This window comes from Streptomyces sp. NPDC033180, from assembly GCF_055577645.1.
The window spans coordinates 1,420,955-1,445,495 of sequence record NZ_JBVIPU010000001.1 but is presented as its reverse complement, the minus strand read 5'-3'; the positions used below and the strand labels follow the sequence as shown (position 1 = coordinate 1,445,495).

Annotated in this window: 14 protein-coding genes and 1 pseudogene; 7 read left to right on the top strand and 8 right to left on the bottom strand. The window is 71.3% G+C overall.

Going from position 1 to position 24,541, the window contains the following annotated elements; genetic code table 11:
• Positions 1–150 precede the first annotated feature (150 nt).
• Together ACZ5WE_RS06480 and ACZ5WE_RS06475 are read left to right on the top strand one after the other, a co-directional pair.
• On the top strand, positions 151–3,039 hold the full coding sequence (locus ACZ5WE_RS06480; protein WP_467694869.1) for a bifunctional glycosyltransferase/CDP-glycerol:glycerophosphate glycerophosphotransferase: 2,889 nt from the start codon (positions 151–153) through the stop codon (positions 3,037–3,039).
• Positions 3,036–4,211, top strand: a complete 1,176-nt coding sequence (locus ACZ5WE_RS06475) for a glycosyltransferase (protein WP_467694871.1) — start codon at positions 3,036–3,038, stop codon at positions 4,209–4,211. The genes ACZ5WE_RS06480 and ACZ5WE_RS06475 overlap by 4 nt, the downstream gene beginning before the upstream one ends.
• A gap of 25 nt (positions 4,212–4,236) precedes the next feature.
• On the opposite strand, the gene ACZ5WE_RS06470 is transcribed toward ACZ5WE_RS06475, so the two are convergent.
• On the bottom strand, positions 4,237–5,082 hold the full coding sequence (locus ACZ5WE_RS06470; RefSeq protein WP_467694873.1) for an ABC transporter ATP-binding protein: 846 nt from the start codon (positions 5,080–5,082) through the stop codon (positions 4,237–4,239).
• Positions 5,075–5,995 (bottom strand): ABC transporter permease, encoded by a 921-nt coding sequence (locus tag ACZ5WE_RS06465; RefSeq protein ID WP_467694875.1) that lies wholly within the window; start codon positions 5,993–5,995, stop codon positions 5,075–5,077. The genes ACZ5WE_RS06470 and ACZ5WE_RS06465 overlap by 8 nt, the downstream gene beginning before the upstream one ends.
• A 150-nt stretch (positions 5,996–6,145) precedes the next feature.
• Between ACZ5WE_RS06465 and ACZ5WE_RS06460 the strand changes: the two genes are divergently transcribed.
• Positions 6,146–6,778, top strand: a complete 633-nt coding sequence (locus tag ACZ5WE_RS06460; RefSeq protein ID WP_467694877.1) for a TetR/AcrR family transcriptional regulator — start codon at positions 6,146–6,148, stop codon at positions 6,776–6,778.
• A pseudogene (locus ACZ5WE_RS06455) lies at positions 6,768–7,048 on the top strand (response regulator transcription factor); the annotation flags it as partial. The gene ACZ5WE_RS06460 and the pseudogene ACZ5WE_RS06455, both read left to right, overlap by 11 nt.
• A gap of 512 nt (positions 7,049–7,560) precedes the next feature.
• On the opposite strand, the gene galE reads toward ACZ5WE_RS06455, so the two are convergent.
• The 4 genes from galE to ACZ5WE_RS06435 form a co-directional block, all read right to left on the bottom strand.
• Positions 7,561–8,544, bottom strand: a complete 984-nt coding sequence (galE, locus tag ACZ5WE_RS06450) for a UDP-glucose 4-epimerase GalE (protein ID WP_467694879.1) — start codon at positions 8,542–8,544, stop codon at positions 7,561–7,563.
• An 87-nt stretch (positions 8,545–8,631) separates the two neighbouring features.
• Positions 8,632–10,272: a glycosyltransferase family 2 protein gene (locus ACZ5WE_RS06445; protein ID WP_467694881.1), complete on the bottom strand. Its 1,641-nt coding sequence runs from the start codon at positions 10,270–10,272 to the stop codon at positions 8,632–8,634.
• A gap of 35 nt (positions 10,273–10,307) precedes the next feature.
• Positions 10,308–11,897 carry a hypothetical protein gene (locus tag ACZ5WE_RS06440; RefSeq protein WP_467694883.1) on the bottom strand — a complete coding sequence of 530 codons (1,590 nt, stop codon included), beginning with the start codon at positions 11,895–11,897 and terminating at the stop codon, positions 10,308–10,310.
• Positions 11,894–15,394 carry a bifunctional glycosyltransferase/CDP-glycerol:glycerophosphate glycerophosphotransferase gene (locus tag ACZ5WE_RS06435; RefSeq protein ID WP_467694885.1) on the bottom strand — a complete coding sequence of 1,167 codons (3,501 nt, stop codon included), beginning with the start codon at positions 15,392–15,394 and terminating at the stop codon, positions 11,894–11,896. Before ACZ5WE_RS06435 ends, ACZ5WE_RS06440 begins: the two co-directional genes overlap by 4 nt.
• A 151-nt stretch (positions 15,395–15,545) precedes the next feature.
• On the opposite strand from ACZ5WE_RS06435, the gene ACZ5WE_RS06430 reads away from it, so the two are divergent.
• Positions 15,546–17,642, top strand: coding sequence for a bifunctional glycosyltransferase/CDP-glycerol:glycerophosphate glycerophosphotransferase (locus ACZ5WE_RS06430; protein WP_467694886.1), 2,097 nt, complete (start codon positions 15,546–15,548; stop codon positions 17,640–17,642).
• On the opposite strand, the gene ACZ5WE_RS06425 is transcribed toward ACZ5WE_RS06430, so the two are convergent.
• Together ACZ5WE_RS06425 and ACZ5WE_RS06420 are read right to left on the bottom strand one after the other, a co-directional pair.
• Positions 17,630–20,452 carry a stealth conserved region 3 domain-containing protein gene (locus ACZ5WE_RS06425; RefSeq protein WP_467694888.1) on the bottom strand — a complete coding sequence of 941 codons (2,823 nt, stop codon included), beginning with the start codon at positions 20,450–20,452 and terminating at the stop codon, positions 17,630–17,632. The two genes, ACZ5WE_RS06430 and ACZ5WE_RS06425, sit on opposite strands and share 13 nt — an antisense overlap.
• A 24-nt stretch (positions 20,453–20,476) precedes the next feature.
• The gene (locus tag ACZ5WE_RS06420; protein ID WP_467694890.1) at positions 20,477–21,457 is read right to left on the bottom strand and encodes a hypothetical protein; all 981 of its coding nucleotides are present in this window, start codon (positions 21,455–21,457) and stop codon (positions 20,477–20,479) included.
• Positions 21,458–21,612: 155 nt separating this feature from the next.
• Here ACZ5WE_RS06420 and ACZ5WE_RS06415 point away from each other — a divergent pair, with 155 nt between their 5' ends.
• The gene (locus ACZ5WE_RS06415; protein ID WP_467694892.1) at positions 21,613–23,361 is read left to right on the top strand and encodes a hypothetical protein; all 1,749 of its coding nucleotides are present in this window, start codon (positions 21,613–21,615) and stop codon (positions 23,359–23,361) included.
• Positions 23,358–24,521: an acyltransferase family protein gene (locus ACZ5WE_RS06410; RefSeq protein WP_467694894.1), complete on the top strand. Its 1,164-nt coding sequence runs from the start codon at positions 23,358–23,360 to the stop codon at positions 24,519–24,521. Before ACZ5WE_RS06415 ends, ACZ5WE_RS06410 begins: the two co-directional genes overlap by 4 nt.
• The last annotated feature ends 20 nt before the right edge of the window (positions 24,522–24,541 follow it).

The following is a 24,541-nucleotide window of genomic DNA, read 5'->3' as shown; positions in this document are numbered from 1 at the left end:
CGTCGTACGCCGAAAGGGGCGCCCCGAGCCGACCGGCTCGGGGCGCCCCTTTCGCGTATCGGTACTAGGCCGTTCACACCCCCCTGAAGAGCGCCAATCGGGCATTAGCGATAATTAGTAGGATGAGCTGGCATCTGACTGGAGGGACGCATGGGAGCGATAGGTGAGCGGGGGACGCCGGAGGCGCGACCCGATGTGTCCGTAGTGGTGATCGTCTACAACGACGCCGAGCGGCTGCCGACCGCCGTGCAGTCGGTGCTCGACCAGACGCTGCACGGCATCGAGGTCGTCATCGTCGACGACTGCAGCACGGACGGCTCGTACGAGACGGCGCAGGAGCTGGCCGCCGAGCACCCCGAGCGGGTGCGGGCCTACCAGCTGCCGGAGAACAGCGGCGCGGGCGGTGAGCCCCGCAACGTCGGCATCGGGCACACCGTCGGACGCCATGTGATGTTCCTCGACAGCGATGACGTCCTGGAGCGCAACGCCTGCCGCAACCTCCTCGAAGCCGCCGAGCGCGACGGCTCCGACATCGTCTCCGGGCTCTGTGTACGGCTGTCCATGGACACCCGCAACAAGAAGCGCGACCGGTGGTACCCCTGGCTCTACGCGACGACCCGCACCCTGGAGTCCGTCACCGAGCTGCCCGACCTGTTCGTCTGGGACACGCTCTCCACGAACAAGCTCTACCGCCGCGACTTCCTCGTCGAGAACAGCCTCCGCTTCCCCAAGGGCATGTTCTACGAGGACCTGATGTTCATCGCCGAGGCCTACCTCGCCGCCGAGCGCATCACCCTCATACCCAACCAGGTCTACTTCTGGCACGTCCACGAGCGGGCCGCCGCGAAGTCCGTGACCAACCGGCGTCACGAGATGACCAACTTCGAGCACCGTCTTGAGATCCACCGGCGGATCGACGCGCTGCTCGCGGAGCGCGGCCTCGACGAACTGCGACTCGCCAAGGACGTCAAGTTCCTCAAGCACGACCTGGTGCTCCACCTGCGCGACCTGCCGTTCCGCGACGCGTCCTTCCGGCAGGAGTTCGCCGGGCTCGCCCGCGGCTATCTCGCCGGGCTCGACCGCGCCGCGTACGACGAGGTACAGACGATTCAGGCCATCTGCGGCTACCTCCTGGAGCAGGGCGACTGGGAGAACCTGCTGCCCGCCGTCGACACCCTCACCAACCGCGACAAGATCTCCTCACCGCTCGCCGAGCGCGACGGGCGCGTGCACTGGTGCGCCGAACACCTCGATGACCCGTTCGGCCGCCAGGTCCTGGACGTGACCGCGCTCGGCTATCACAGCAAGCGCCTCGACCAGATGTTCCTGCGCAACGTCCTGACGCGGTACGAGGAGTCGGCGGGGACCGTCCGCATGGCGGGCCGCGTGACCAACCCGCTCGGCGTCGTCGGACCGGACGCCGTGCTCACCGCCGAGCTGGAGTTCAGCGCGCGCCGCCGCAGCCTGCAGACCTTCCGCTTCCCGGTCACCGCCGTGCGCCACGAGGGCGACGCCCTCGTCTGGGAGGCCTCCGTCGACCTCGCGCGACGCCTTCGCCCGCTCGGCGTCGTCGACGCGGTCTGGGACGTACGCCTGCATCTGACCGCCGACGGCGTGCGCACCAGGACGCGGCTCACCGCGTGCGACCCGGGGCTCGCCGAGGGGAGGCTTCCGGTGCGGCCGCGCCTTACCCGTCTCGTCGCCGACCACATGGAGCCCGAGGTCTCGCAGCGCGGGCACCTCGCCTTCCGGCTCGTCACGCGGGACACGGCGGGCGACCGGATCCAGGACCTGGTGGCCCGCGGGACGCACGGCGTGCCGGGGCGCCTCGCCAAGTCCGGCTTCCGCAAGGCCAAGAAGCTGCGCAAGGACCTCACATCCGCGCAGAGCAAACTGCGCGTGTACGACGAGGTGTTCAGCCGTCTGCCGGTGAGGAAGGGCACGGTCGTCTTCGAGAGCCACCTCGGCAAGCAGTACAGCGACAGCCCCCGGGCGATCTACGAGGAGATGCGGCGCCAGGGCCTCGACTTCGACGCCGTGTGGTCCTACACGGGGAGTCCGGAGGGCTTTCCGCGGGACGCGACACTGGTGCGGCGCTGGTCGCTGCCCTACCTGCGGGCCCTCGCGCAGGCCGAGTTCTGGGTCGACAACCAGAGCTACCCGCTCAAGCTCACCAAGCGGCCCGAGACGACGTACATCCAGACCTGGCACGGCTCCGCGCTCAAGCGCATGGGCTTCGACGAGCCCGCGTGGAAGCTGCGCAGCAAGCCGCAGCAGGACGAGCAGCAGCGCGTCCTCGACCGCTTCGACCGGTTCCTGATCCGCTCCGAGCACGATGTGCGCACCCTGGCGAAGGCGCTGCGCCTGAAGGAGAAGGTGCTGCTCAGGGTCGGCTACCCGCGCAACGACGCGCTGGTGCGGGCCAAGCGGGCCGAGGACGCGAGCGGCGTACGCGAACGCGGCCCACTGGCAACGGAGTTGGGCATACCCGAGGACAAGCGCGTGCTGCTGTACGCGCCCACCTTCCGCCGGCACGGCGGCCGGCACGGACGCTTTGAACTGCCCTTCGACGTCGAACGGTTCGCGGAGGAGTTCGGCGACCGGTATGTGCTGCTCGTGCGCTCGCACTATCTGAATCACGTGGTGCTCCCGCCGTCCGTGCGCGGACGTGTCATCGACGTATCCGCCCACCACGACGTCACACCGCTCTACGAGCTCGCCGACGCGATGATCACCGACTACTCGTCCGTGATGTTCGACTACGCACTCCTCGACCGGCCGATGCTGTTCTTCACCTACGACTACGAGGAGTACGTGCACGAAGGGCGAGGGACGTACTTCGACCTGCGGGAACGGGCTCCCGGCCCCGTGGTCGACACCGAGGACGAGCTGTTCGGGGCGCTGAAGGCGCTGGACGAGCAGGCCCTCGAACACGCGGGCGCCCGTCAGCGGTTCGTGGCCGAGTTCGCCGAGTACGACCGGGGCGATGCCGCCAAGAGCGTCGTCGATCAGTTCTTCTCGCACTGGAGCGGCAAGTGAGTCAGGCAGCAGCGATCCGGACGGCCCAGCGGACGCGGGACATCTTCTTCGTCTCCAACAGCGTCAACGAGCTGGGCGGGATCACCAGTTGGTCCCACCAGATGGCCCGCCTCTTCGTCGAGCGCGGACACCGCGTGCACGTCATCGGCATCACCGAGCCCGGCGTCCCGCAGGACGTCGGCACGGACCTGCCGTACCCCACCACGACGCTGTACGACGAGCACCCGCCGCGCGTCGGTCCCGCGCGCGGCATCAGGGGCCGGCTCAACGTGGCCGAGCACCGGCTGCGTACCCGGCGCGCGCAGGGCATGCACGAGCAGGCCGCCAAGATGACCGCGCTCTTCGCGCAGGCCGGGCCCGGAGCCGTCGTCATCGTCACGCAGGTGTGGGCGATGGAGTGGGTCGAACTCGCCGACACCACCGGCATGTTGGTCATCGGCATGAGCCATGAGTCGTTCGCCTACTCGCGGGCGTGCTCGCGCTTCGGGCGCGTGCGCAAGCACTACAAGGACATCGACCGGATGCTCGCGCTGACCCGCGAGGACGCCGACCTGTGGATCAGGCAGGGCATGGACAACGCGTCCTTCATGCCGAACCCACTGCCGTTCATGCCCGAGGTGCCCTCGCGACGCACCGAGAAGATCGTCACCAGCATCGGCCGCCTGCACGACCAGAAGGGCATCGACATGCTCCTCGACACCTGGGCGGAGGTCGCGCCGCTGCACCCGGACTGGAAGCTGCGGATCTACGGCTCCGGCGAGGACGAGGAGATACTCAAGAAGCAGTGCACGGCCCTCGGCCTCGACGGCTCGGTGGAGTGGATGGGCCGGACGAGCGACGTGCCGGGAGCGCTGCGCGGCGGATCGGTGTTCGTGCAGTCCTCACGGGGCGAGGGCTTCCCGCTCGCGCTGATGGAGGCGATGGCCACGGCGGTGCCGTGCGCGGCCTTCGACTGTGCGCCGGGCGTGCACGAGATCGTCCAGGACGGAGTGGACGGGCTGCTCGCGCGGCTCGGGAACACCGGCGAACTGGCCCGCAGGCTGGACACGTTGATGTCCGACAAGGAGCTGCGGGACCGGATGGGGGAGCTGGCCAGGGTGAACATCCAGCGCTACACGACGGGCGAAGTCGTGCGGCGCTGGGAGGAGTTGTTCCTCTTCCTGGAGCGGTGAGGAGGGAGAGCGGTGCGACGGGCGGCTACTTCTTGCCGCCCGTGAACCGCTCGTACTCCTTCAGGACGTCCTCCGTCGGGCCGTCCATGCGCAGCTCGCCGTGTTCCAGCCAGAGCACGCGCTCGCAGGTGTCGCGGATCGACTTGTTGTTGTGGCTGACCAGGAAGACCGTGCCCGCGCGCTCGCGCAGCTCGCGGATACGGGCCTCCGAGCGCTTCTGGAAGGAACGGTCGCCGGTGGCCAGGGCCTCGTCGATGAGCAGGACGTCGTGGTCCTTGGCGGAGCCGATGGAGAAGCGGAGCCGGGCCGCCATGCCGGAGGAGTACGTACGCATCGGAAGCGTGATGAAGTCGCCCTTCTCGTTGATGCCGGAGAAGTCCACGATGTCCTGGTAGCGCTCCTGGATCTGCTCGCGGCTCATGCCCATCGCCAGGCCGCCGAGGCGGACGTTGCGCTCGCCGGTGAGGTCGTTCATCAGCGCCGCGTTCACGCCGAGCAGGGAGGGCTGGCCGTCGGTGAAGATGCGGCCGTGCTCGACGGGCAGGAGCCCGGCGATCGCCTTCAGGAGGGTCGACTTGCCCGAGCCGTTCGTGCCGATCAGGCCGATGGCCTCGCCCTTGTGGGCGGTGAAGGAGACCCCCCTGACGGCGTGCACCTTGCGTACGCCGGACTCCGCGCCGTCGCCGCCGTCCGTGCCCCCCTTTCCGCGCTTGAGGATGCGGCCCAGGGCGGCGGTCGCGCTGCCGCGGCCCGCGGTGGCGCCGGCGCCGTGGACGCGGTAGACGATGTCGACCTGGTCGACGATGACGGTGGGGGCTTTGTCGTTCCGGTCATTCCTGGTGTCAGCCCGGTCATTCCTGGTGTCAGCCACGGCCGTACGTCTCCTCTGCCTTCCAGAAGTAGATGAACCCGCCGACGCCGGCGAGCAGCGCCCAACCCACCGCCCACGCCCAGACATGGTGCGGCAGCTGGTCCGCCTGGAAGCTGTCGATGAGCGCGAAGCGCATCAGGTCGATGTAGATGGCCGCCGGGTTGCACTCCAGGAGGGCCTGGAGCGCGTGCGGCAGGTGCTGGTCCTTGAGGACCGCGTCGATGCTCCACATCACGCCGGAGACGTACATCCACGTACGCAGCACGAACGGCATCAGCTGGGCGATGTCGGGCGTCTTGCTGCCCAGGCGGGCCATCACCAGGGCCAGGCCCGTGTTGAACGTGAACTGCAGTGTCAGGACCGGGACCACCAGGAGCCACGACAGGCTCGGCGGTACGCCGAAGCAGAGCAGAATCACGACCAGCGCGCCCATGGAGAACAGGAGCTGCTGGAGCTGCTGCAGGCTGAAGGAGACCGGCAGCGCGGCCCGCGGGAAGTGCAGGGCGCGCACCAGGCCGAGGTTGCCGGCGATGGCGCGGGTGCCGGCCATCACCGAGCTCTGCGTGAACGTGAAGATGAAGACGCCGGTGACCAGGAACGGGACGTAGTCCGGGACGTCGTGCTTGGTGTTCATCAGCACGCCGAAGATGAAGTAGTAGACGGCCGCGTTCAGGAGCGGCGTCATCACCTGCCAGACCTGTCCGAGCTTCGCCTGGCTGTACTGGGCGGTGAGCTTGGCGGTCGCGAAGGCGGTGATGAAGTGGCGGCGCTGCCACAGCTGCCGGACGTACGCGGGGAGCGTGGGGCGGGCGCCGCTGACGGTCAGGCCGTGCCGGGCGGCGAGCTCGGCGGGGCCGGGTGCGGGGGTCGCGGGGGCCGCGGGGCGGGGTGGAGTGTCGATGACCTGACTCACGTCCGCTGCTTTCACTCGGGAGCCATGGAGCGCGTACGGGTTGCGCACGGGCGCTTACGTCGGGACGGACCCGTATCGTCGCAACGTCGAGAGTAGGACTATGTGACGTCGGAACGCAACCGTATCGTCGTCACGTTCTATGCTGTCCGCATGACGACGAGCAGGCCAGGAGATGAACAGCCGCGTGAGCAGCCGCGCCGCAGGGCGCCCGCGGGGGCCGCGGTGCTCCGCGAGGATGTGACCGAGGCCATCAGGGCCGCCGTCTTCGAGGAGCTGGCGGCGGTCGGGTACGCGCGCATGTCCATCGAGGGCATCGCGCGCCGCGCGGGCGTCGGCAAGACCGCCGTCTACCGGCGCTGGCGCTCCAAGCTGCATCTCGTGCTCGACCTGGTGTCGGCGATAGCGGTCCAGGGCCTGCCGATGCCGGACAGCGGCTCCCTGGAGGGCGATCTGCGGCTGCTGTACGAGGTGACGTCGCGCGCCCTGCGGCACCCCGTGGCCTCGCAGGTGATCCCTGATCTGCAGGCGGAGGCGGCCCGCAACCCGGAGATCGCCGAGGCCATGCAGAAGGCGTTGCGCGAGGGGCAGCACGGGGTGGCGAACGGCATCGTGCGGGCGGCCGTGGCGCGGGGGGAGGTGCGGGACGGCGTGGACGAGGACCTTGCCCTCGACCTGGTGTCGGGGCCGCTCTACTGGCGGTCCGTGGTGGTACGGGCCGAGCTGCCCGAGGGCTATCTGAGCAGCCTCGCATCGGCTACGGCGGCGGCGCTCCGGGCGCTGTGACGGCGTCGGCTACCTCCTGAAGGACCGGGTGGGCCGGGTCGACGAGTTCCTCGACGCGCTGGAGCGGGCTCGCTGACGCCCAGGGAGCGTGAGGTGCTCCAGCTGATGGCGGAGGGGCGGGACAACGGGACGATCGCGACGGCGCTGACGGTGTCGGACCGGGCGGTGAGCAAACACGTCGGCAACGTCTTCGCGAAGCTGGGCCTGCCGCCGAACGACAGCGGGCACCGGCGGGTGCTGGCTGTGCTGGCGTATTTGAACAGGGGGTGAGGGCTGAGGGGCGAGGAGGGGAGGAGGGGAAGAGGGGAAGAGGGGAAGAGGGGAGATTCGCAGGAAAGTCCCAAGCTGCGACCGCCTGGGCAACGGTTCGGCGGGAGTTTCCTGCATCGGCTGGGTCGGCTGGGTCGGCTGGGTCGGCTGGGTCGGCTGCATCGGCTGCATCGGCTGCATCGGCTGGGTCGGCCGGGTCGGCTGGGTGGCCGGTCGGCCGGGTCGGACGCGGTTCGTCGCGGGGGCCGGCGGTCGTGCCAGGGGGCGAGGCGTGGTGGGTCGCGGTCGGTGGGCGACGTCTGGTCGGTACGTCGGCGTCGGGTGGGTCGGTCGGGGCGTCGGCCGGGCGGTCGGTCCCGGTGTCGGCCGGTCGGCCGACCCCCACGTCGTCCGGTCCGTCGGGGCGCCGTCCGGGCGGTCGGTCCCGGCGGTCTCGCCGGCGTCCGTCGCGAGGGCTGTCGGCCCCGGCGTCGTCCGTCACCAGGGCGGGCGGTCGTGCCGGTGGGCGGGCGTTACTTGCGGTCCGCCCCCGGATGCGACCGCACCCACCCCGCCCACGCCGACGTCACCATCTCGCGCACGTCCCGTTTCGCCGACCAGCCGAGCTCCGTGGCGATGCGGGTCGCCGATGCCACCACTCGGGCGGGATCGCCGGGGCGGCGGGGGGCCACGGTGGGTGGCAGGTCGTAGCCCGTGACCTCGTTGATCAGGGTGGCCATCTCCAGGACCGAGACTCCCTCGCCGCGGCCGATGTTGAGCGTCAGGTCGGTGCCGCTCGGTGCGGTGGCCAGCTTGCGGGCCGTCGCCACGTGGGCCTCCGCGAGGTCCACCACGTGGATGTAGTCGCGCACGCACGTGCCGTCCGGCGTCGCGTAGTCCGCGCCGAAGACGCGCGGGGCCTCGCCCTCCGTGAGCTTCTCGAAGACCATCGGGATCAGGTTGCAGACGCCCGTGTCGGCCAGTTCGGGGCTGGCCGCGCCCGCCACGTTGAAGTAGCGGAGAGACGCCGTCGACAGGCCGTGCGCCAGGCCCGTCGCGCGGAGCAGCCACTCGCCCGCCAGCTTCGTCTCGCCGTACGGGTTGATCGGGAGGCAGGGGGTCTCCTCCGTCACCAGGTCCACGTCCGGCATGCCGTACACGGCCGCGGAGGAGGAGAGGACGAACGACGTCACTCCGGCTTCCGTCACTGCCGACAGCAGGGTCCGCAGTCCCTCCACGTTCTCGTGGTAGTACCGCAGCGGCTGCTCCACCGACTCGCCCACCTGCTTCTTCGCCGCCAGGTGCACGACGCCGGTGATGGCGTGCGCCCTCAGCGTGCGGGACAGCAGCTCCGCGTCGAGCGTCGAGCCGGTCACCAGCGGTACGCCCTGCGGGACGCGCTCGGCGATGCCCGTGGACAGGTCGTCGTAGACCACGGCCCGCTCGCCCGCCTCCGTCATGGCGCGGACCACGTGTGCCCCGATGTAGCCGGCACCGCCGGTGATCAGCCAGGTCATCGTCAGTCAGCCTTCGTGTGTCGTGTGAGTTCGGGTGGGTGTTTCGGGTGGGTGTGCAGTGTCGCAGAGGTCTGTGTACGGGCAGCGTCAGCGGCCGGCTCCGCTCACCCATCGCGCCAGCCGCCTGCGCGCCACCCCCAGCATTCCCCGCAGCCCCGGCGCGAGCCGCACCGCCAGATTCCCCGCCTGTGTCCTGTACGGCTGGGCCAGCAGGATCCCCCGGCGCGACGGCAGCGCCGTGCGCCGCAGCAGACGCGGGCCCGCCACCGCCCGTGCCGTCGTCTCGCGCGCCGTGCCGTCGGCGAAGTGGAGGCGCAGCCGCAGGTCCCACACGCCGCCGCCGAGCGAGCCCAGGTCGAGGACCACCTCGGTCAGCCAGGTCCCCTCGGCATCCGCCGGGCCGAATGCCGCCGTGCGGCGCAGTGAGGGGCCCTCGGCGTTCCTCGGCACGAGCTCCACGTCCACCGTCGTCGGACCCGCGTCCGCCACCCGCCCGTACAGCTCGTGCAGTCGCAGCGTGAGTCGGCTGCCGCCCGCGCGTGGCCGCAGCTCCGCGTCCACCGCCAGCGGGAGGAGACGGATGGGACGTACGAGGAGGTGTTCCAGGGTCACCTGGGGGAGGTCGTCGGACCAGGTGGGCGTGGTGCCGTCGGGCGAGTGGGCGTAGGGAGGTGAAAGGCGCGCGGGGCGGGCCGACACCTCCTGGAGACGGGTCAGGTCGCGCGGCTCGGGGGAGGCGAGGAGCACGCGGGCGATGATCCGGCCCGGCGCGGGCGCCGCGTCCAGGTCGGCCGTGTCGAAGGTCGCGAGGTAGGCGCGCGTGGCCGTCCACCACTCCTTGCGGTACTCCGGGCTCCGCGTGGTGAGCTCACGCGCGTACATCCGCAGGCTGTGGTCGACGAACTTGGCGCGGGCGGCGCGAGCGAGCCGCTTGCCCGCGTCGCCCGAGGCGCTCCGTGCGTCCCGGAGGATCTCGACCGACTGGCGGTGGGCCTCCAGCCGGTCCCGCCAGTTGGCGATGGACGAGCGGTCGAGGGAGATCGACAGCTTGGCCGCCGTGCGGCGCACGTTCCACACGTAGACGGGGTCCGTGATCAGCGCGATGCGCGGTCCCGCCGCGAGGACGCGGGCCGTGAAGACGAAGTCCTCGTACGTGAAGTGGCCCTCGGGGAAGCGGAGAGTGTGCCTTCGCAGGAAGTCGGTGCGGTAGAGCTTGTTGACGCAGAGCGTGTCGTGGACCAGGCGGGTGCGCAGCTCGGGCCGTGCGATGAGCCGGGGCTTGGCGTAGAGCATGGGCTGCCAGGGGCTCTCGCGTCCGGAGGGCAGTTCGCGGCGTACGCAGAGACCGGTGACCACCTCGGCGTCGTGCCGGGCCGCGGCCTTGAGGAGGGCGTCCACCGCACCCTGCGGCAGCACGTCGTCGCTGTCGAGGAACATCACGTACGCGGACGTCGTGGCCTCGATCCCGTCGTTGCGGGGGGTGCCGCAGCCGCCGCTGTTGGCGGCGCGGCGGATGGGTTTGACGCGCGGGTCCTCCCGGGCGAGCGCGGCGAGCAGCTCGCCGCTGCCATCTGTCGAGCAGTCGTCGACGGCGATCACCTCGCGGACGGCGGGGCCCTGGGCGAGCGCCGAGCGCACCGCGTCCGTGACGTGCGCGGCGTCGTTGTAGCCGATCACGACGACGCAGACCTGGGGCGACGGGGGCGAGAGAGACAGAGAGGGATCCACGGGGGAAATTTTAGAGGTTGCTGGTAATTATCCGATTAGGGGGTCTTGGGTTGTTTCGTGTTCCTGTCGTCCGCCTCGGTTGTCCCGTGGCTCACGTTCGTGTGCCCGCTGCTCACCCGCGCAAGCACCTCGCCCGTACGCGGGCCCCACGCCACCACAACGGCCTCGTCCGGAACCTTCTGGTCGGGTGAGAGCAGCAGCCAGCGCACGTCGTAGCGGCGCACGATCCGCTTTCGTTCCGCGCGGGTCGAGTCGGCGGAGAGGTAGTCGCGCACCTTCTGGAGGCGGTGGTTGCGCGTGTCCTCGGCCAGCGAGGCGTCCGGCCAGGCCGGGGCGACGAGGTTGGCGCCGTACGCCGGGATGGAGCGGGTGGGGTAGTAGCCGTTGGTCAGGACGACGTCGCCCCGGTCGAAGTGGCGCACCGCCCAGCCGTAGCCCGGCCAGCGCGGCGGCTGGTCGAAGCCCACCGGGTCCAGGGCGCGCGGCACGACCGCGCCCGCCTGGAGAGTGAAGAAGCCGATGGCCGCTCCGGTGGCCGCCACACTCCCCAGGGCCATGCGCCACCGGCGCCAGGGGCGGGGCGCGGCCAGCTCGATCGCGAGGGCGAACTGCAGGGGGATCAGGGTCAGGCCGAGGATGCGGCCGTAGGTGTAGTGGCCGCTGAGCCAGCCGTACGCCACGACCGCGCAGTCCAGGGCGAACATCAGGACCAGTGGGTCGCGCCGGTTCTTGCTGAGGCGCAGGGCGAGTGCGGGCAGGCCGATCAGCGCGAGCCAGAAGCGCTGCGGCATCTCGGTGTACAGCTGCCGGTGGATCCAGTCGACGCTCTCGTCACCGACGAGGGAGAAGACGGAGAAGTAGGGCCAGCTCGCGGCGATCACCGCCGCCGTCACGGCGGTCGCCGCCCACTTCCACAGCGCCGCGAAGGGACGGCGGGCCGAGGCCGCGAACGCCACAACGCCGATCACCGCGGCCACGGACGAGATCGGGTGGACGAGCAGGATCACCCCGCACAGCGCGCCGAGACCCACGTACGCGAGGACGCTTCGCGGTGACTTCGCGAGCGAGCCCGCCCACCCCCACGCCCAGAACGCCAGGCCGATCGCGAACGTCGACGGGTAGGCGAGGTTCCCCGTCATCGACATCAGGCCGAGGTAGCCGCTCCACCACGCCATCCGGGTGCCCCAGAGCACCACCATCGCCAACAGGGCCAGGACGGGCGCCCATTGACGTGAAGTCAGGACCTTCACGAACCGGCCGAGACCCGTCAGCAGCACAAGGAGGTTCAGCGGCCCCGCGAGCTTCACGACCTCCCAGCCCGCGAGCCCCGTCATGCGCGCGAAGAGGCCCTGCGCCACCGCGAACGGCGAGTAGTACGGGCTGCCCGCGCCCGGCAGGTCCGCCATCGGGTGGCGCGGGTGCAGCAGGTCGGACCTGAGTCGCTCGACGACCGCCGCGTGCTGCCCGAAGTCGCAGCACATCGGCACCCGCCAGAAGGCGAGCGACATGACGATCCAGAACAGACCGCCGAACACGACGTACGGGCTGGGCCGCCACCGCTTGCGCGGGTTCAGCGCCGTCGCGCCGTGGGTCTGCCTGAGGGTCCCGAGCGTGGCCGTGGTCATCGCATGAGCCTCTCCGCGACGCGGGCCGCCGCCCGCCCGTCGTCCAGGTCGCAGTAGGCCTCGCGGAACGCCGCGTACGCCTCCGCGTGCCGGGCGGTCAGCGAGTCCAGGTCGCGCAGTGCCTCGACGACCTCGCCGGTGGAGGCGAGCAGCGGCCCCGGCGCGCTGGTCTCGAAGTCGAGGTAGAAGCCGCGGACCGTGTCGCGGTAGTGCTCCAGGTCGTAGGCGTGGAAGAGCATCGGACGGCCGGTGTGCGCGAAGTCGAACATCAGGGAGGAGTAGTCGGTCACCAACACATCCGAGATCAGCAGGAGTTCGGCCGTGCGGGGGTGCGACGACACATCGCGTACGAAGGGTGCGCGGGCGCCGGGCAGTCGGCCCGCCGCCAGCGGGTGCTTGCGCACGAGCAGGACGTGGTCGTCGCCGAGCACGTCCTGGGCCGCGGCGAAGTCGAGCGCCGGTTCGTAGCGGAAGCGGCCGGGGGAGTAGGCGAGGTGGTCCCGATAGGTCGGCGCGTACAGGACGACCCGCTTGTCCGGGGCGATGCCCAGCTCGTGGCGCACGCGTTCGGCGACCTTGTCGCGGTCCTCGGAGAAGAAGACGTCGTTGCGGGGCGAGCCCGCTTCCATCACCTCGCCCTCGTAGGCGAGCGCACGCCCCAGGTGGGGCGTCGAGAAGCGGTTGGGGGAGACGAGCACGTCCCACTGGCGCGACAGCTTGGGCAGGACGTCGAGGTGGCCGTGGTCGGCGTAGAGCGTGTCGATGAGATCGGTGCCGATGCGCTTGAGGGGCGCCCCGTTCCAGGTCTGTACGACGGTCTGCCCCTCCCGCCGCTCGAAGAAGTCCGGCAGGTGGCCGGCGGTGACGATGCGCCGGCAGCGGGCGAGCGCCTCGTACCAGGCCGTGCTGTGCTCCTCCACGCCCCGCGCCCCCGCGGGCACCCGCGTCTGCTGGTCCTGCGTCACCCACAGGTGCTCGACATCCACGCCGCGCCGCACCAGCTCCTCGTGGACCGCGCGCGGGGAGTCCCCGTCGAAGTAGAGCACCGCGTCCCGCAGTTGCTGCGTGCGCTGCCGCGGATAGTGCGCGGTGCGCAGCCGGTGTTGCCGATAGGCTCCGCGCTCGCCGCGTGCGAGCACGGAACCTGCTTCGATCAGCAGCCGGTCCCCGAACCGCCGGTCGACGGTGAACTCCCGCCCGTCCACGGTCTGGTGGAGCGGAAAGCCTGCGGAGACGGAGGCGAGCAGCCGCACGGGCATGCCGTCCTGCGAAGAGCCGTGCGCGGCGGTGTCACTCCTGGAGCCCACGGCGCCTCCCGGCTCCCGCAGGAACGCGTACCAGCGTCCCTCCCGCAACACCCCGCCGCCGGGCGTCACCACCCCCCGGAAGCGCCCGGCGGCGCGCTCCACCGGCACGGTCAGTTCCTCGTCCCTGCCGCTGTGCCGGAGCACCAGTTCGGCCGTGTCCCAGCTCGCGTCGCAGACCGTGCCCTCGATCGTGAGCGTGCCGTCCGTGCGCCATGCGACGCGGTCGGCGATCGGCTGCCGGGTCAGCTCGATGACCAGCTGGCCCTGGTCGTTCGCCGACGCGCACAGCTCGCGGTCGCCCTCGTGTGAGGCGTAGCGGCCGGGAGGCAGATCGAGCGCCGCCGCGAGGGACTTGAGCCTGCCGTCCGGCAGGACGAGGTTGGCCTGCCAGCGGTCGCCGTGCGGGGGCTCGACCTCCTTGGGGGCCAGGTGGGGGGTCGGCGCGATGTCCTCCAGGTCCGCGAGGCGCACCCGCACGTCGAAACGGTCGTCGCCCGGCAGCGCCACGGGGTAGTCGAACTCCGCCGACGAGTGCTTGTGCGTCAGGCGCAGGGCCGTCGGGCGCAGGTGGCTCGGCAGATGACCGCTGAGCACCATCTCGTCGCCGTCCCGGTGGTGGGCGTCGACCCGCGCCACGTACTCCTGGATCTTCAGCACCAGGCGGCCCTTGCTGAAGCCGAGCACCAGACGCAGCCCGTCGCCCAGTTCGCGAACGACGGACTGGGCGGCCGATCCGTCCAGGGGGCGGACCGCGGCCCGGCGCACCGAACCGTGGCCCGCGACGACCACGCCGAGCAGCCAGTTGCCCGGCCGCCACCGGCCGCCGGTCTTCAGCTGCTCGGGATCGACGGTCAGCTCGAACCCGGAGAGGTCGTAGCAGTGCAGCTGCTGCCGGGAGTTCTCGGTGGCCTGCGGGGCGGTGACCGTCCGCGTGGGCACCCTTCGCAACTGGGCCTTTCTGTGAGCCGACTTGAGGATCGCGGCCTTGATGGAGTGACCGGGGCGCGTCGCCTCCAGATTGCGCACGTACGCGTACCCGCTGATCCGCAGCAGCCCGTCCGCGCTCCAACTCGCCTCCCGCACACGGGCGATGACCGGCAGCTCACCGCGGCCGAGCCGGGCGAGCTCCTGCGGCACCCGGATGTGACCGCCCGAGCTCCGCGGGAACGCGGCGCTGCGCCGCACCACTCCGCGGACCTGGAAGGCGTTCTTGTTGTTGTGCTGCTCGAAGGTGAGCAGGTCGATCAGGTCGGCGGTGCGCCCTTCGCGTACGAGATGCCACTTCACGCGCAGGGACACCGGAAGGCCCGCGACGACCCCCGGATCCGCGCGGCGCAGGAAGGCGGCGGCACCCTTCATGAAGGCGGCGCGGTACTCGGGCCCGCCCATCGGCAGGCCCTCCAGGAAGTACACGAAGTCGTCGCGCAGACAGGAGGTGTCGTACGTCCCCCGCATCTCGGGCGCGTGCTCGGCGAGGAACGCGCTGACGTGCGCGCACGCCGCGATCCGGTCGCGCACGCCCTTGACGTCCGTGCGCCGCCGGGTGATCGAACCCTCGCGCACCCGCCAGTAGTAGACGTGGTCGCTGAGCACGTCCACGGAGCCCGCGAGGAAGTGGGCGGGGATCATGACGGGCGTGTCCTCGTACAGCTTCCCCTCGGGAAAGGTGAAGCCGTGCCGGTCCCAGAACGCTCGCCGGAAGACCTTGTTCCAGGCGACGCGGTCGGCGAGGAGATCCAGGTCGCGGGTGATGTGCGTGCGCGAGCGGGGTTCGGTGAGCCACTTGTACTGCCAGGCCTGCTGTCGGCCGCGCTCGTTGAGCCGCCAGACGTTGCCGCTGGCGAAATCGGACCCGGTCGAGTCCAGGCTCTCGGTCATCCGGGCGTACGCGTCGTGCGGCACGACGTCGTCGCTGTCGACGAAGGTCAGGTACTCGGCGGTGGGGGTCGCGTGCCGCACCCCGGTGTTACGGGCGGCGCTGAGGCCGGCGTTCGGCTGGCGCACATAGACGAACCGTGGATCCTTCGCCGCGAACTCACGCGCGATCCGCGGGCTGCCGTCCGTCGAGCCGTCGTCGACGAGCACGGCCTCCAGGTCGGCCATGGTCTGCCCGGCGATCGACTCCAGGCACTCCTCCAGAAACTCTTCGACGTTGTAGATGGGCACGACGACGCTGAGACGGGGCTGCACGGCGACCGGCCTTTCACGGGGGAGCAATCATGGGAGTACGGGCGTATTCATCCCTTTTGCCCGTTCCGGTCAATTTCTTTGCCCCCCTTCACCCCAATGAGTGAGGGAGGGTCTTCGACAGGGCGTGTCCGGATGGCTACGGTCGGTGTCCATGTCGCGCTTCTCGGTTGTCGTCCCCGCCCATCGCGTCCAGGGCTACCTGAGGGAATGCCTGGACTCCGTGCTCGACCAGAGCCTCGGCGATCTGGAGCTGATCGTCGTGGACGACGCGTCACCGGACGCGTCAGCCGCGATCGCCGCGGAGTGTGCGGAACGCGACCCGCGCGTGCAACTCGTACGCGTCCCGACGCACGCCGGCCCGGGCCCCGCCCGCAACATCGGCGCGGACCGCGCCACCGGCAGCTACCTCCTCTTCCTCGACGGCGACGACCTGCTGCAGCCGGGCGCCCTGGAGGCGATCGAGGAAGCCCTCGCCGCCGCGGAGGACCCCGACGTCCTGCTCTTCGCCCATGACCGCGTCGACTGGTGGGAGAACGTGCGCGCGGGCGGCGACGACCTGGCGGGAGACCCCCTGGCCGTCACGGTCGCCGCCTGGAACCGCGTCTTTCGGCGCGACTTCTGGCAGGAGCGCCGCCTCGCGTTCAGCGACGGGCCGTACGAGGACGTGGTGCCGGTACTGCGCGCGGCCCTGACGCCCGGCGCCCGCACCGTCGCCCTCGACAGGGCCTGCGTCCGCTGGCGCGAGCGGCGCGGCGGCAGCTTCGCCAAGACGCCGGGCCGGGCGCACTTCGCGCTGATCGGCCGGTACGAGGAGTTGCTGGCCGCGGCCGACCCCGCCGACCGCGCCCGGCTCGTCCCGCACGCGGCGGCGCATCTGCTCGCCGTCCTCGACGACGCGGGGCGTATCGCGCCGGGCGACCGCAGGGACTTCTTCCGCGGGGCGGCCCGCCTCTACCGGACGTACGGTCCCGCGGGCCCGGCGCCGACCCCGGGCGAGCGGGCCCTCGCCACCGCCTCGTACGCCGCCTACGAAGCGCACCGCAAGAGCCGGTCCCGCAGGAGCAGCGTCACCCGCAAGCTCAAGGACCGGAAGAAGAAACTGCGCGCCGGCGTCATGCGCCTCGCCTACCGCGCCGACCGGCGCCGCCCCCTGGACCCCCACCTCGCGGTCTACGGCGCGTACTGGAACCGCGGAGTCTCCTGCAACCCGGCCGCCATCCACGCCAAGGCCCGCGAACTGGCCCCGCACATCAGGGGCGTGTGGGTGGTCTCCAGCCGCAACAAGCACAAGGTGCCCGCGGGCGTCGAGTACGTCATCGAGGGTTCGCGCCGCTACTGGCAGACGATGGCGAGAGCGACGTACCTGATCAACAACTCCAGCTTCCCCGGCGGCTTCACCAAGCGCCCAGGCCAGGTCTATCTCCAGACCCACCACGGAACCCCGCTCAAGAAGATGGGCCTGGACCAGCGCCGCTACCCGGCCGGCACGCACGGCATCAGCTTCCAGAAGATCCTCGACCACACCGACCAGTGGGACTTGAGCCTCTCCGCGAACCCGCACTCCACGGAGGTCTGGGAGCGGGTCTACCCCTCGACGGCGTACCAGTCCCTGGAGGCGGGCTACCCGCGCAACGACGTCTACTTCACGGCGGTCGAGGGTGAAACCACCCGCATCCGCGAGGAGTTGGGCGTGGCGGACGGTCGGACGGTCCTCCTCTACGCACCCACGCACCGCGACTACCAGAAGGGCTTCCTGCCGGGCATCGACCTGGAGCGCTTCGTACGCACGCTGGGCGAGGAGTACGTGGTGCTGGTGCGCGCCCACTACTTCTACGGCGCCGAAGCGGGCCTGCGGGCCCACCCCCAACTCATCGACGTCACCGGCCATCCCCGCGTGGAGGACCTCTGCCTGGCGTCCGACGCCCTGGTCACGGACTACTCGTCACTGATGTTCGACTACGCCTGCCTGGACCGCCCGATCGTGACGTACGCCCCCGACTGGCAGGCCTACCGCCTGGCCCGGGGCACGTACTTCGACCTCCTGTCGGGGCGGGCGGGGGAGACGCCGGGGGCGGTCGCCACGAGCGAGGAGGAACTGGCCGAGGTGTTCCGGGGCAAGAGCTGGAACTCGGCGGAGGTGACTGAGCTGCGAACCGCCTTCCGCGAACGCTTCTGCCCGTACGACGACGGGGGCGCCGCGGAGCGGGTGGTACGACGGCTGTTCCTGACCGCGGATCACCCCTCGTAAGGCGACCGCACCGGGAAGTACGCCGTCAGGAATGAGCGGATGGCCAGGGCCATCTCCTCGTCGGTCAGGTCGCTGTCCGGGGACTCGCCGATGCAGAAGGCCGTCTTGTTCCGGCCCTGGAGCAGTTGGCCGAGCCGCGCGTGGTCGGCTCGGCTGCCGATGTCCACGAAGTCGTACGCGATGCCCGACGGTACGGCGCGGCCCGTGAGGTACGCGTAGTGGTGGTGCAGGGACGAGACGAGCGCGAGGTCGCTGTTCGAGCGGAAGCGGCTGCGCGCGGTGGCTTCCAGTTCCTCCGGGAAGCGTTCGGTGAGCTCCGCCAGGACGCTGCGGTGCAGGGCGTAGGGCGCGTGGAAGAAGCTGTGGGTGGTGGTTCTGCCGAACTCCCGCTGGAGCAGGGCCCGGTTGTTCTTGGCCGCGGCCAGGTACCCCTCGTCGCCCGGTGAGACGGGCAGCGCCGGCACGGACGCCGTCGACCAGAAGAAGCGGGCGGTGCCCGAGCTGAGGAAGAAGGTCTCCGGGGTGGTGGGGCGGCCGAGGAACATGTCGTCGTTGAGGTAGAGGAAGTGCTCCGACAGGCCCTCGATGCGGTGCAGTTGGCTCTCGATGGAGTGGGAGTTGAAGGTGGGGAGCGCGGCATCCGGGTCGGCGAAGAGATCGCGGTGGTCGATCACCGTGATGCCCGGGTGGTCCTCGTTCAGCCAGGACGGGGTCTGGCCCGCCGTGACGAGGTAGATGTGCCGGATCCAGGGGGCGTACATCGCCAGGGAGCGCAGCGAGTAGCGCAGTTCGTCGCGGTTGCGGAAGCGGACGGCGCCGTGGTCCGGCGATGAGTCGTCCTCGGGGCGGCCGAGGGCGGCTTCGCGCAGCGCGCGCCACTCGGGGTCGGAGTCGTCGACCCAGGTGTAGACCGCGTCGATGGGGAAGTCCACGTCTCCGACGAGGACTTGGGCGAAGACATCGAGGGTGGGGTATGTCCGGTGGGCGACGCGGAGGGTCGCGGTGGGGGAGAGGGAGGGGAGCTCGGATCCGGCGAGGGTGGTGCCGAAGGGAGTACGCCGGTCATCGGTGCCGTCGTCCGCGATCCGCGGCCAGAACGCCACCGTGCAGGCCTGCTGGACGCCATGCCGCAGGGAGAGAGTCGTGGTGGTCACCGGCTTGAAGAGCTTGATGCCCGCTACCTCGCCGATGCCGTCGAGGCGCTCGGCGAGCACGACTCCCGGGGCGGCGTCCCTGGGGTGGACCAGTTCGGCGTAGACGGGCTGGCCGTGCAGGGACTCGGAGAGCGCCTTGAGCGCGCCGTCGCGTTCGTCGTCGGCCACGGCCAGCGTGTGCGCGGTGCCGGACGTGCGGACGAGGATGTAGGGGATGTCCTGCGACTCCAGGGCGGTGGCCGCGAGTTCGAGGTTCCAGTCGGTCATGTCGGGTGCGAGGACGTCGTCGCGGCGCTCGGCGAGACGGCCCACCGAGCGGATGAGCAGGCCGCTGGTGTCGGCGGCGGCGATCTCGTCCTCGCGGGCGCGCTCCTCGGCGCCGGGCGCGGCGTCCAGCGTGTACGGAGTGGTCGGGCGGAACCCGCTCCCGCCGGAGGCGATGCCCAGTGCCACCCGGTCCGCGCGGTCGTCGAGCCGCTCGGGGGCGTCGCGCCGCGTCACGAGCCGGGAGTAGAGCTCCTGCCAGCGGGCCGTGACATCGGTGGAGGAGAAGCGGGCGTAGACGCCTTCGCGGGCGGCGTGGGCGTAGGAGCGCCTGGTCTCCGGGTCGCCCATCAACTCGCTCATGGCGGCGGCCAGTTCATGGACCTCCCCGGGCGGCACGAGCAGCCCGTCGACGCGGTGCCTGACGATCTCGGCGGGCCCGGTCAGGACGTCGTACGCGATGACCGGCACGCCCGCGGCGAGCGCTTCGAGCAGCACGAGCGGGAACGCCTCGTTGTGCCCGGCGGTCATCAGGGACAGCCCCGCCTTGGCCCACTCGGCGGCCATGTCCTGGCAGGGGCCGAGGAGTTCGACGCGGTCCTGGAGCCCGAAGCCGTCGACCAGGCGGCGCAGGGACTGCTCGCGGTGGCCGCCGCCGAAGACGCGCAGGGTCCAGTCCGGGTAGGCGTCGGCGACTTCGGCGAAGGCCCGCACGGCGTGGTCGACGCGCTTCTCGCCGGTGAGTCGCGCGGCCATGACGATGACCTTGCTCTCGCCGTCCGCGCGGGGCCGGAACCCGTCGGGCACGGCGTTCGGGATGACCGCGAGCTCGGGGGCGGTGGCCCCCAGGGACTCCGCGATCCAGTCGCGGGTGCGGTCGGTGAGGGTGACCAGGGCGTCGAGGCGCGGCGCGTGCAGGAGCAGGGGTTCGCCGGAGGGGCCGCGGCGCTGGGTCGGGCGGTGCTCCTGGTGCACGGTGACGACCCTGGCGGGGACGAGTCCGACGGCGGCGGCCATCAGGGCGGGCGTCGTGGTGACCAGGACGTCGGTGTCCAGGGTGGTCAGGGCGGCGGCCATCTCGATGTCGGAGAGGCGGTCGAAGGCGGACTCCCAGGAGGGCTTGATCAGTTCGCTGGGCAGCGTGGCCAGGGTGCGACAGGCGGCCTCGTCCAGGCGTGTGCCGCGTACCGGGCGTTCGGGGGACGCCGTGCGGTCGACCAGGTAGCGGACGGGGAGGCTGCGGGCCTCGGGGAAGAAGGGCTCGGGGCGGGTCCGGAAGACGGAGATGACCTCGACGTCGTGCCGGTCGGCGAGGTGCTGGGCCTGGGTGTAGGTGGCCAGCTCGGTGCCGCCCATCTCGTCGCCCCAGCCGAGGAGGTACGTGATCTTCATGAGGTCTCCTTCATGAGGTCTCGTTCATGAGGTCTGATCCGTGATGTCCCAGCACGTGACCGCGAAGGCACCGGACTTGGTGAAGTGCGCGTGAGCGCGGACGAGGGAGCCACCGGGCAGGGCGAAGACGCGGAACGGGGTGGGGAAGGCGGCCGAGGGGTCGCGTACGTCGGAGAGCCAGCGGCCGAGGGGCAGCGGAGGCGAGGCGGTGGGTTTTGCCGTGTCGCCCATGACGTGGAAGTCCCACACCCACTGGCCGGGACTCGCCCCGGCCATCTCCCGAAGGGGCAGCCGGAAGCTGAACTCGGCGCCCTCCCACACCGCCCCGACGGGCACGGTGACCCCGTCCCGCCGCCGCACGGCCTTCGCCCGCCACCGCCGCGACGCGCCCGCCATGACGAGCCGCCCGTGGACGACGATGCCGTCGCAGCCGGGCACGAACCGCACGAGTTCGGCGCGCGGGCGGGTCCGGGTGACCTGGAGTACGGCACGCCCGCCGCGGCAGCGGACGACCCGGATGAGCGTGCCGGTGCGGGGGTCGGGGGCGTGGAGGAGGGTGGGAGTGGGCGGCAGTTCGGTGTCCCCGTCCATGCCGATGCCGCGCCGCCGGACGCGTCCGCGGGCGTCGGCGGTGACGACCGTGAGCCGCCAGACGCCTTCACCGAGGCGTACGTCGTCCACGGCGAGCGCGTCGCGTACGTCCCGCAACGTGCCGGTCCCGGCCAGCAGCAGCCCACCGTGGGCGTGCTGTTCGAAGGCGAGCGGGATCCGGAACCTGCGGTGGCCGCGCGAGACGACCAGGTGGGCCCGCTCGACCTGTTCATCGGGAAGAGCGGCGAGGGCGACGTTGAGCGTACGACTGTCCCGGATCGAGAGATGCACGGGCGCCAGGAGCGCCCGAGTCCCGCCGCCCACCCGCCCCGCAGCCGCGCGTTCCGCGCGGAAGCGGGTGGTCCGTGCGGTGGCGAGAAGCCGCCGGGCTGCGGGCGGCAGGGCCGGGGTCATGACGTGAACCCAATGTGGTGCATTGGGCCACTTTGCCTGATTTTCGTTCCGCCACGGCCCGTTGCCCGTCCCGGCGTGGGGTGTGGCCGCCTGCGGCTCACCCGCCTGGCGGATGAGAGAGTGACGAGGGGTGATTTGTGTAAATTAGCCCCTTAATGACCAGTCCCCTCGCGCAGTTCCAGCGCCGCAAGGAACCAAAGGACCTCTCCGCACCACCGGCCGAAGCCCCCTCTTCGACCCGCCCACCGCCGACCGCCCTGTCCCGGTGCCGCCGCTGGGCCGACCCGGCGGCCGTGGCGCTCGCGACCCTCCTGATCGCCTGGCGCGCGAGCGCGCTCGGTCAGTGGATCGTCGACGACGCGGCCATCACCTTCGCCTACGCCCGCAGCATCGACGAGGGCCTCGGCCCGGTGCAGCAACCGGGCGCCGACCCCGTCGAGGGGTACTCCAACCCCTCCTGGCTCGCCCTGCTCATCGTCGGCCGCAGGCTCGGCCTCTTCGACCACGGCGCACTCCTCGGCGTCAGCGACCTGGTGCTCTACCCCAAGGCCCTCGCGCTGCTCTGCACGGCGGGCGCGCTCGCCTGCGTGGCCGTGGCGGCGCGCGCCGTACTGCCGGGCCGGGCCTGGGCGGTGACGCTGCTGACCGGGGCCGTCCTCGCCGCGAACCTGTCGTACGTGGCGTGGTCCTTCTCGGGCCTTGAGAACCCGCTGTACGCGCTGACCGCCGCCGCGACCGGAGCGCTGCTCGTCCAGAGCGTCGTGCACGGCACCCTGCTGCGGCCCACCGTCGCCGCGACCGCGGGGGCCATCGCCCTGCTCGCCGCGCTGACCCGGCCGGACGGCGCGGTGCTCGCCGCGGCCTACCCCGTGGCCGTGCTGCTGTTCCTGCGCCGGGACGGCATCGCGCGGGCCGTGCGGGCGGCGGCCCTGAGCTGCGGCGCCTTCGCGCTGCCGTACGCGGCGTTCCTGCTGTGGCGCCGCGCGACCTTCGGGCTCTGGGTCCCGAACACGGCGGTGGCCAAGGCCCAGAAGCCCCCGCGGCTTGATCAACTCGCCGCCACGGGTGAGCTGTTGACGTACGCCGGCTGGGCGCTCGCCCTGATCGGCGCGGCCTGCGTGGGCATCGCGCTCGCCCGCCCCGGAGCAGCGCGCAGAGCCCTGGCCGCGCTGCTCGTCCCGCTGGCCCTGACCCTCATCGCATATGGCGTCCTCGGCCGGGACTGGATGGCGCTGTACCGCTTCGCGACCCCGGTGTGGGTGCTCGCCGCGACGGCGTTCGCCCTTGCCGCGGGCACGGTGTGGCGTGCGGAAGGCCTCCGCGTGCGTACCCTCATCGGCTGCGCGCTCGCGGGCGCCCTGCTGCTCTCGGTCACCGGACAGGCCGCGCGGGACCGCAAGTTCGTCCACCGCCCGACCCTGTCGATGTGCTTCGTGGCCGAGCGCTACGGCCACACCTTCAACGCCTATGCCGGATATCTGGGCCTGCGCGATGCCACCGTCGCCCTGCCCGACCTCGGCGGCACCCTGCTGACCTCGCGGCTGCGCGTCGTGGACCTCGCGGGCCTGACCGACCGCCGGGTGGCCGACGCGTACGCGGCCCGCGACACGGCCGCCCTGCGCCACCACGTCCTGAACGAGGTGCGTCCCGAGCTGCTCCACGTCCACGCCGCCTGGACCGCCAGGACGGGCCTGACCGAGCCCCTCCTCGCGGCCGCGGGATACGTCCCGCTCCACCGCGAGGGCAACGGCGGAGACTACGTCCGAAGAGCCGCGGTGCGCGACCCCGCCCGGATCACCGCACTGCGCGAACGCGTGCGCCCGGCCCTGGACGCCATGGTCGCCGAGATGCGCCCGGCAGGCTGCGGCCCGACCCTGCGCGCGGGAGAGGGGGCCACCGCATGACGACGGCACTTCCGAGGCAGACCCGCACCCTCACCGGACCCGGCGCCTTTGCCGAGACCGCGTCCCGAGTCGACTCCCTCACCGGGATGCGCTTCCTGGCCGCCTTCGCGGTGTTCGTGCACCACTTCACCGGGCTCAGCGCGTACGGAGGCGTCGCCCACGCGCCGTTGCTCTTCCCGTACTCGAGGCTGGGCGCGACCGGCGTCGACTTCTTCTTCGTGCTCTCCGGGTTCCTGCTCACCTGGGGGCACCGCCCCGGCACCCGCGCCCGCCTCTTCTACTGGCGCCGGTTCGGCCGCATCTGGCCCGCCCACCTGGTCGCGACCGTGCCCTGCGTCTGGGTCTTCTACCTCTGGGGCGGTGTGCCGACGGACATCCTCAGCTTCGTCGCCTCGCTGTTCCTCGTGCAGACATGGCTGCCCGGCGTCACCCCGATGTTCCCTGGCAACGGCGTCGCGTGGACCCTCAGCGTCGAGGTCTTCTTCTACCTCCTCTTCCCCTTCGCGATCCGCTACGTCCTGCGCCTGCGCACCCGCACCCTGGTCCCGCTGGCCGTCGGCGGGCTCGTCGCGATGTGGGCGCTCAACTGGTGGACCGCCACCCACCTTTCCCCGTTCGCCAGCGAATGGATCATGCGGCATCCGGTGACCCGGCTTCCGGAGTTCGGCGTGGGCATGGCCTGCGCCCTGGCCCTGCGCCGCGGCCACCGGCTGCGCCTCAACCCGTCCGTGCTGTTCGCCTGCTGCGTCGCGTACGCCGTCATCCACAGCAACCGTGCGTCGCTGTTCGGCCCGTACGCGGCCGGCCAGCTCACCTGGGCCCTCAGGTCGGTCGCGGCGCTCTTCGCCGTCCTGTTCATCGCCGCCTACGTCCAGCGCGAGCTGACCGGGCGCCGCGGCTGGCTCTGCTCGCGCCCGATGGTGCTGCTCGGGCTCTGGTCGTACGCCTTCTATCTGCTGCACCAGACCCTCAACCGGCTGATCATCGACACCTGGGGCCGGCCGCAGCCGGAGAACTTCGCGGTGTTCACGCTCCTCGGCGTCGGGGTCACCGTGGTCGCGCTGTCCTGGGCGATGTTCACGTACGTCGAGGAACCGGCGAGGAAGTGGTGTGCCCGGCGCACTCCGCGCAAGTGGAGCAGTTGTGTCGATACACGTTAAGTACGGGTGATGCAGAGAAG

What these genes read in the sequence shown, in the direction of transcription:
- ACZ5WE_RS06480 (WP_467694869.1), top strand. Translation starts at nt 151, where the DNA reads ATGGGAGCGATAGGTGAGCGGGGGACGCCGGAGGCGCGACCCGATGTG.
- ACZ5WE_RS06460 (WP_467694877.1), top strand. Translation starts at nt 6,146, where the DNA reads ATGACGACGAGCAGGCCAGGAGATGAACAGCCGCGTGAGCAGCCGCGC.
- galE (WP_467694879.1), bottom strand. Translation starts at nt 8,544, where the DNA reads ATGACCTGGCTGATCACCGGCGGTGCCGGCTACATCGGGGCACACGTG.
- ACZ5WE_RS06440 (WP_467694883.1), bottom strand. Translation starts at nt 11,897, where the DNA reads ATGACCACGGCCACGCTCGGGACCCTCAGGCAGACCCACGGCGCGACG.
- ACZ5WE_RS06430 (WP_467694886.1), top strand. Translation starts at nt 15,546, where the DNA reads ATGTCGCGCTTCTCGGTTGTCGTCCCCGCCCATCGCGTCCAGGGCTAC.
- ACZ5WE_RS06425 (WP_467694888.1), bottom strand. Translation starts at nt 20,452, where the DNA reads ATGAAGATCACGTACCTCCTCGGCTGGGGCGACGAGATGGGCGGCACC.
- ACZ5WE_RS06420 (WP_467694890.1), bottom strand. Translation starts at nt 21,457, where the DNA reads ATGACCCCGGCCCTGCCGCCCGCAGCCCGGCGGCTTCTCGCCACCGCA.
- ACZ5WE_RS06415 (WP_467694892.1), top strand. Translation starts at nt 21,613, where the DNA reads ATGACCAGTCCCCTCGCGCAGTTCCAGCGCCGCAAGGAACCAAAGGAC.
- ACZ5WE_RS06410 (WP_467694894.1), top strand. Translation starts at nt 23,358, where the DNA reads ATGACGACGGCACTTCCGAGGCAGACCCGCACCCTCACCGGACCCGGC.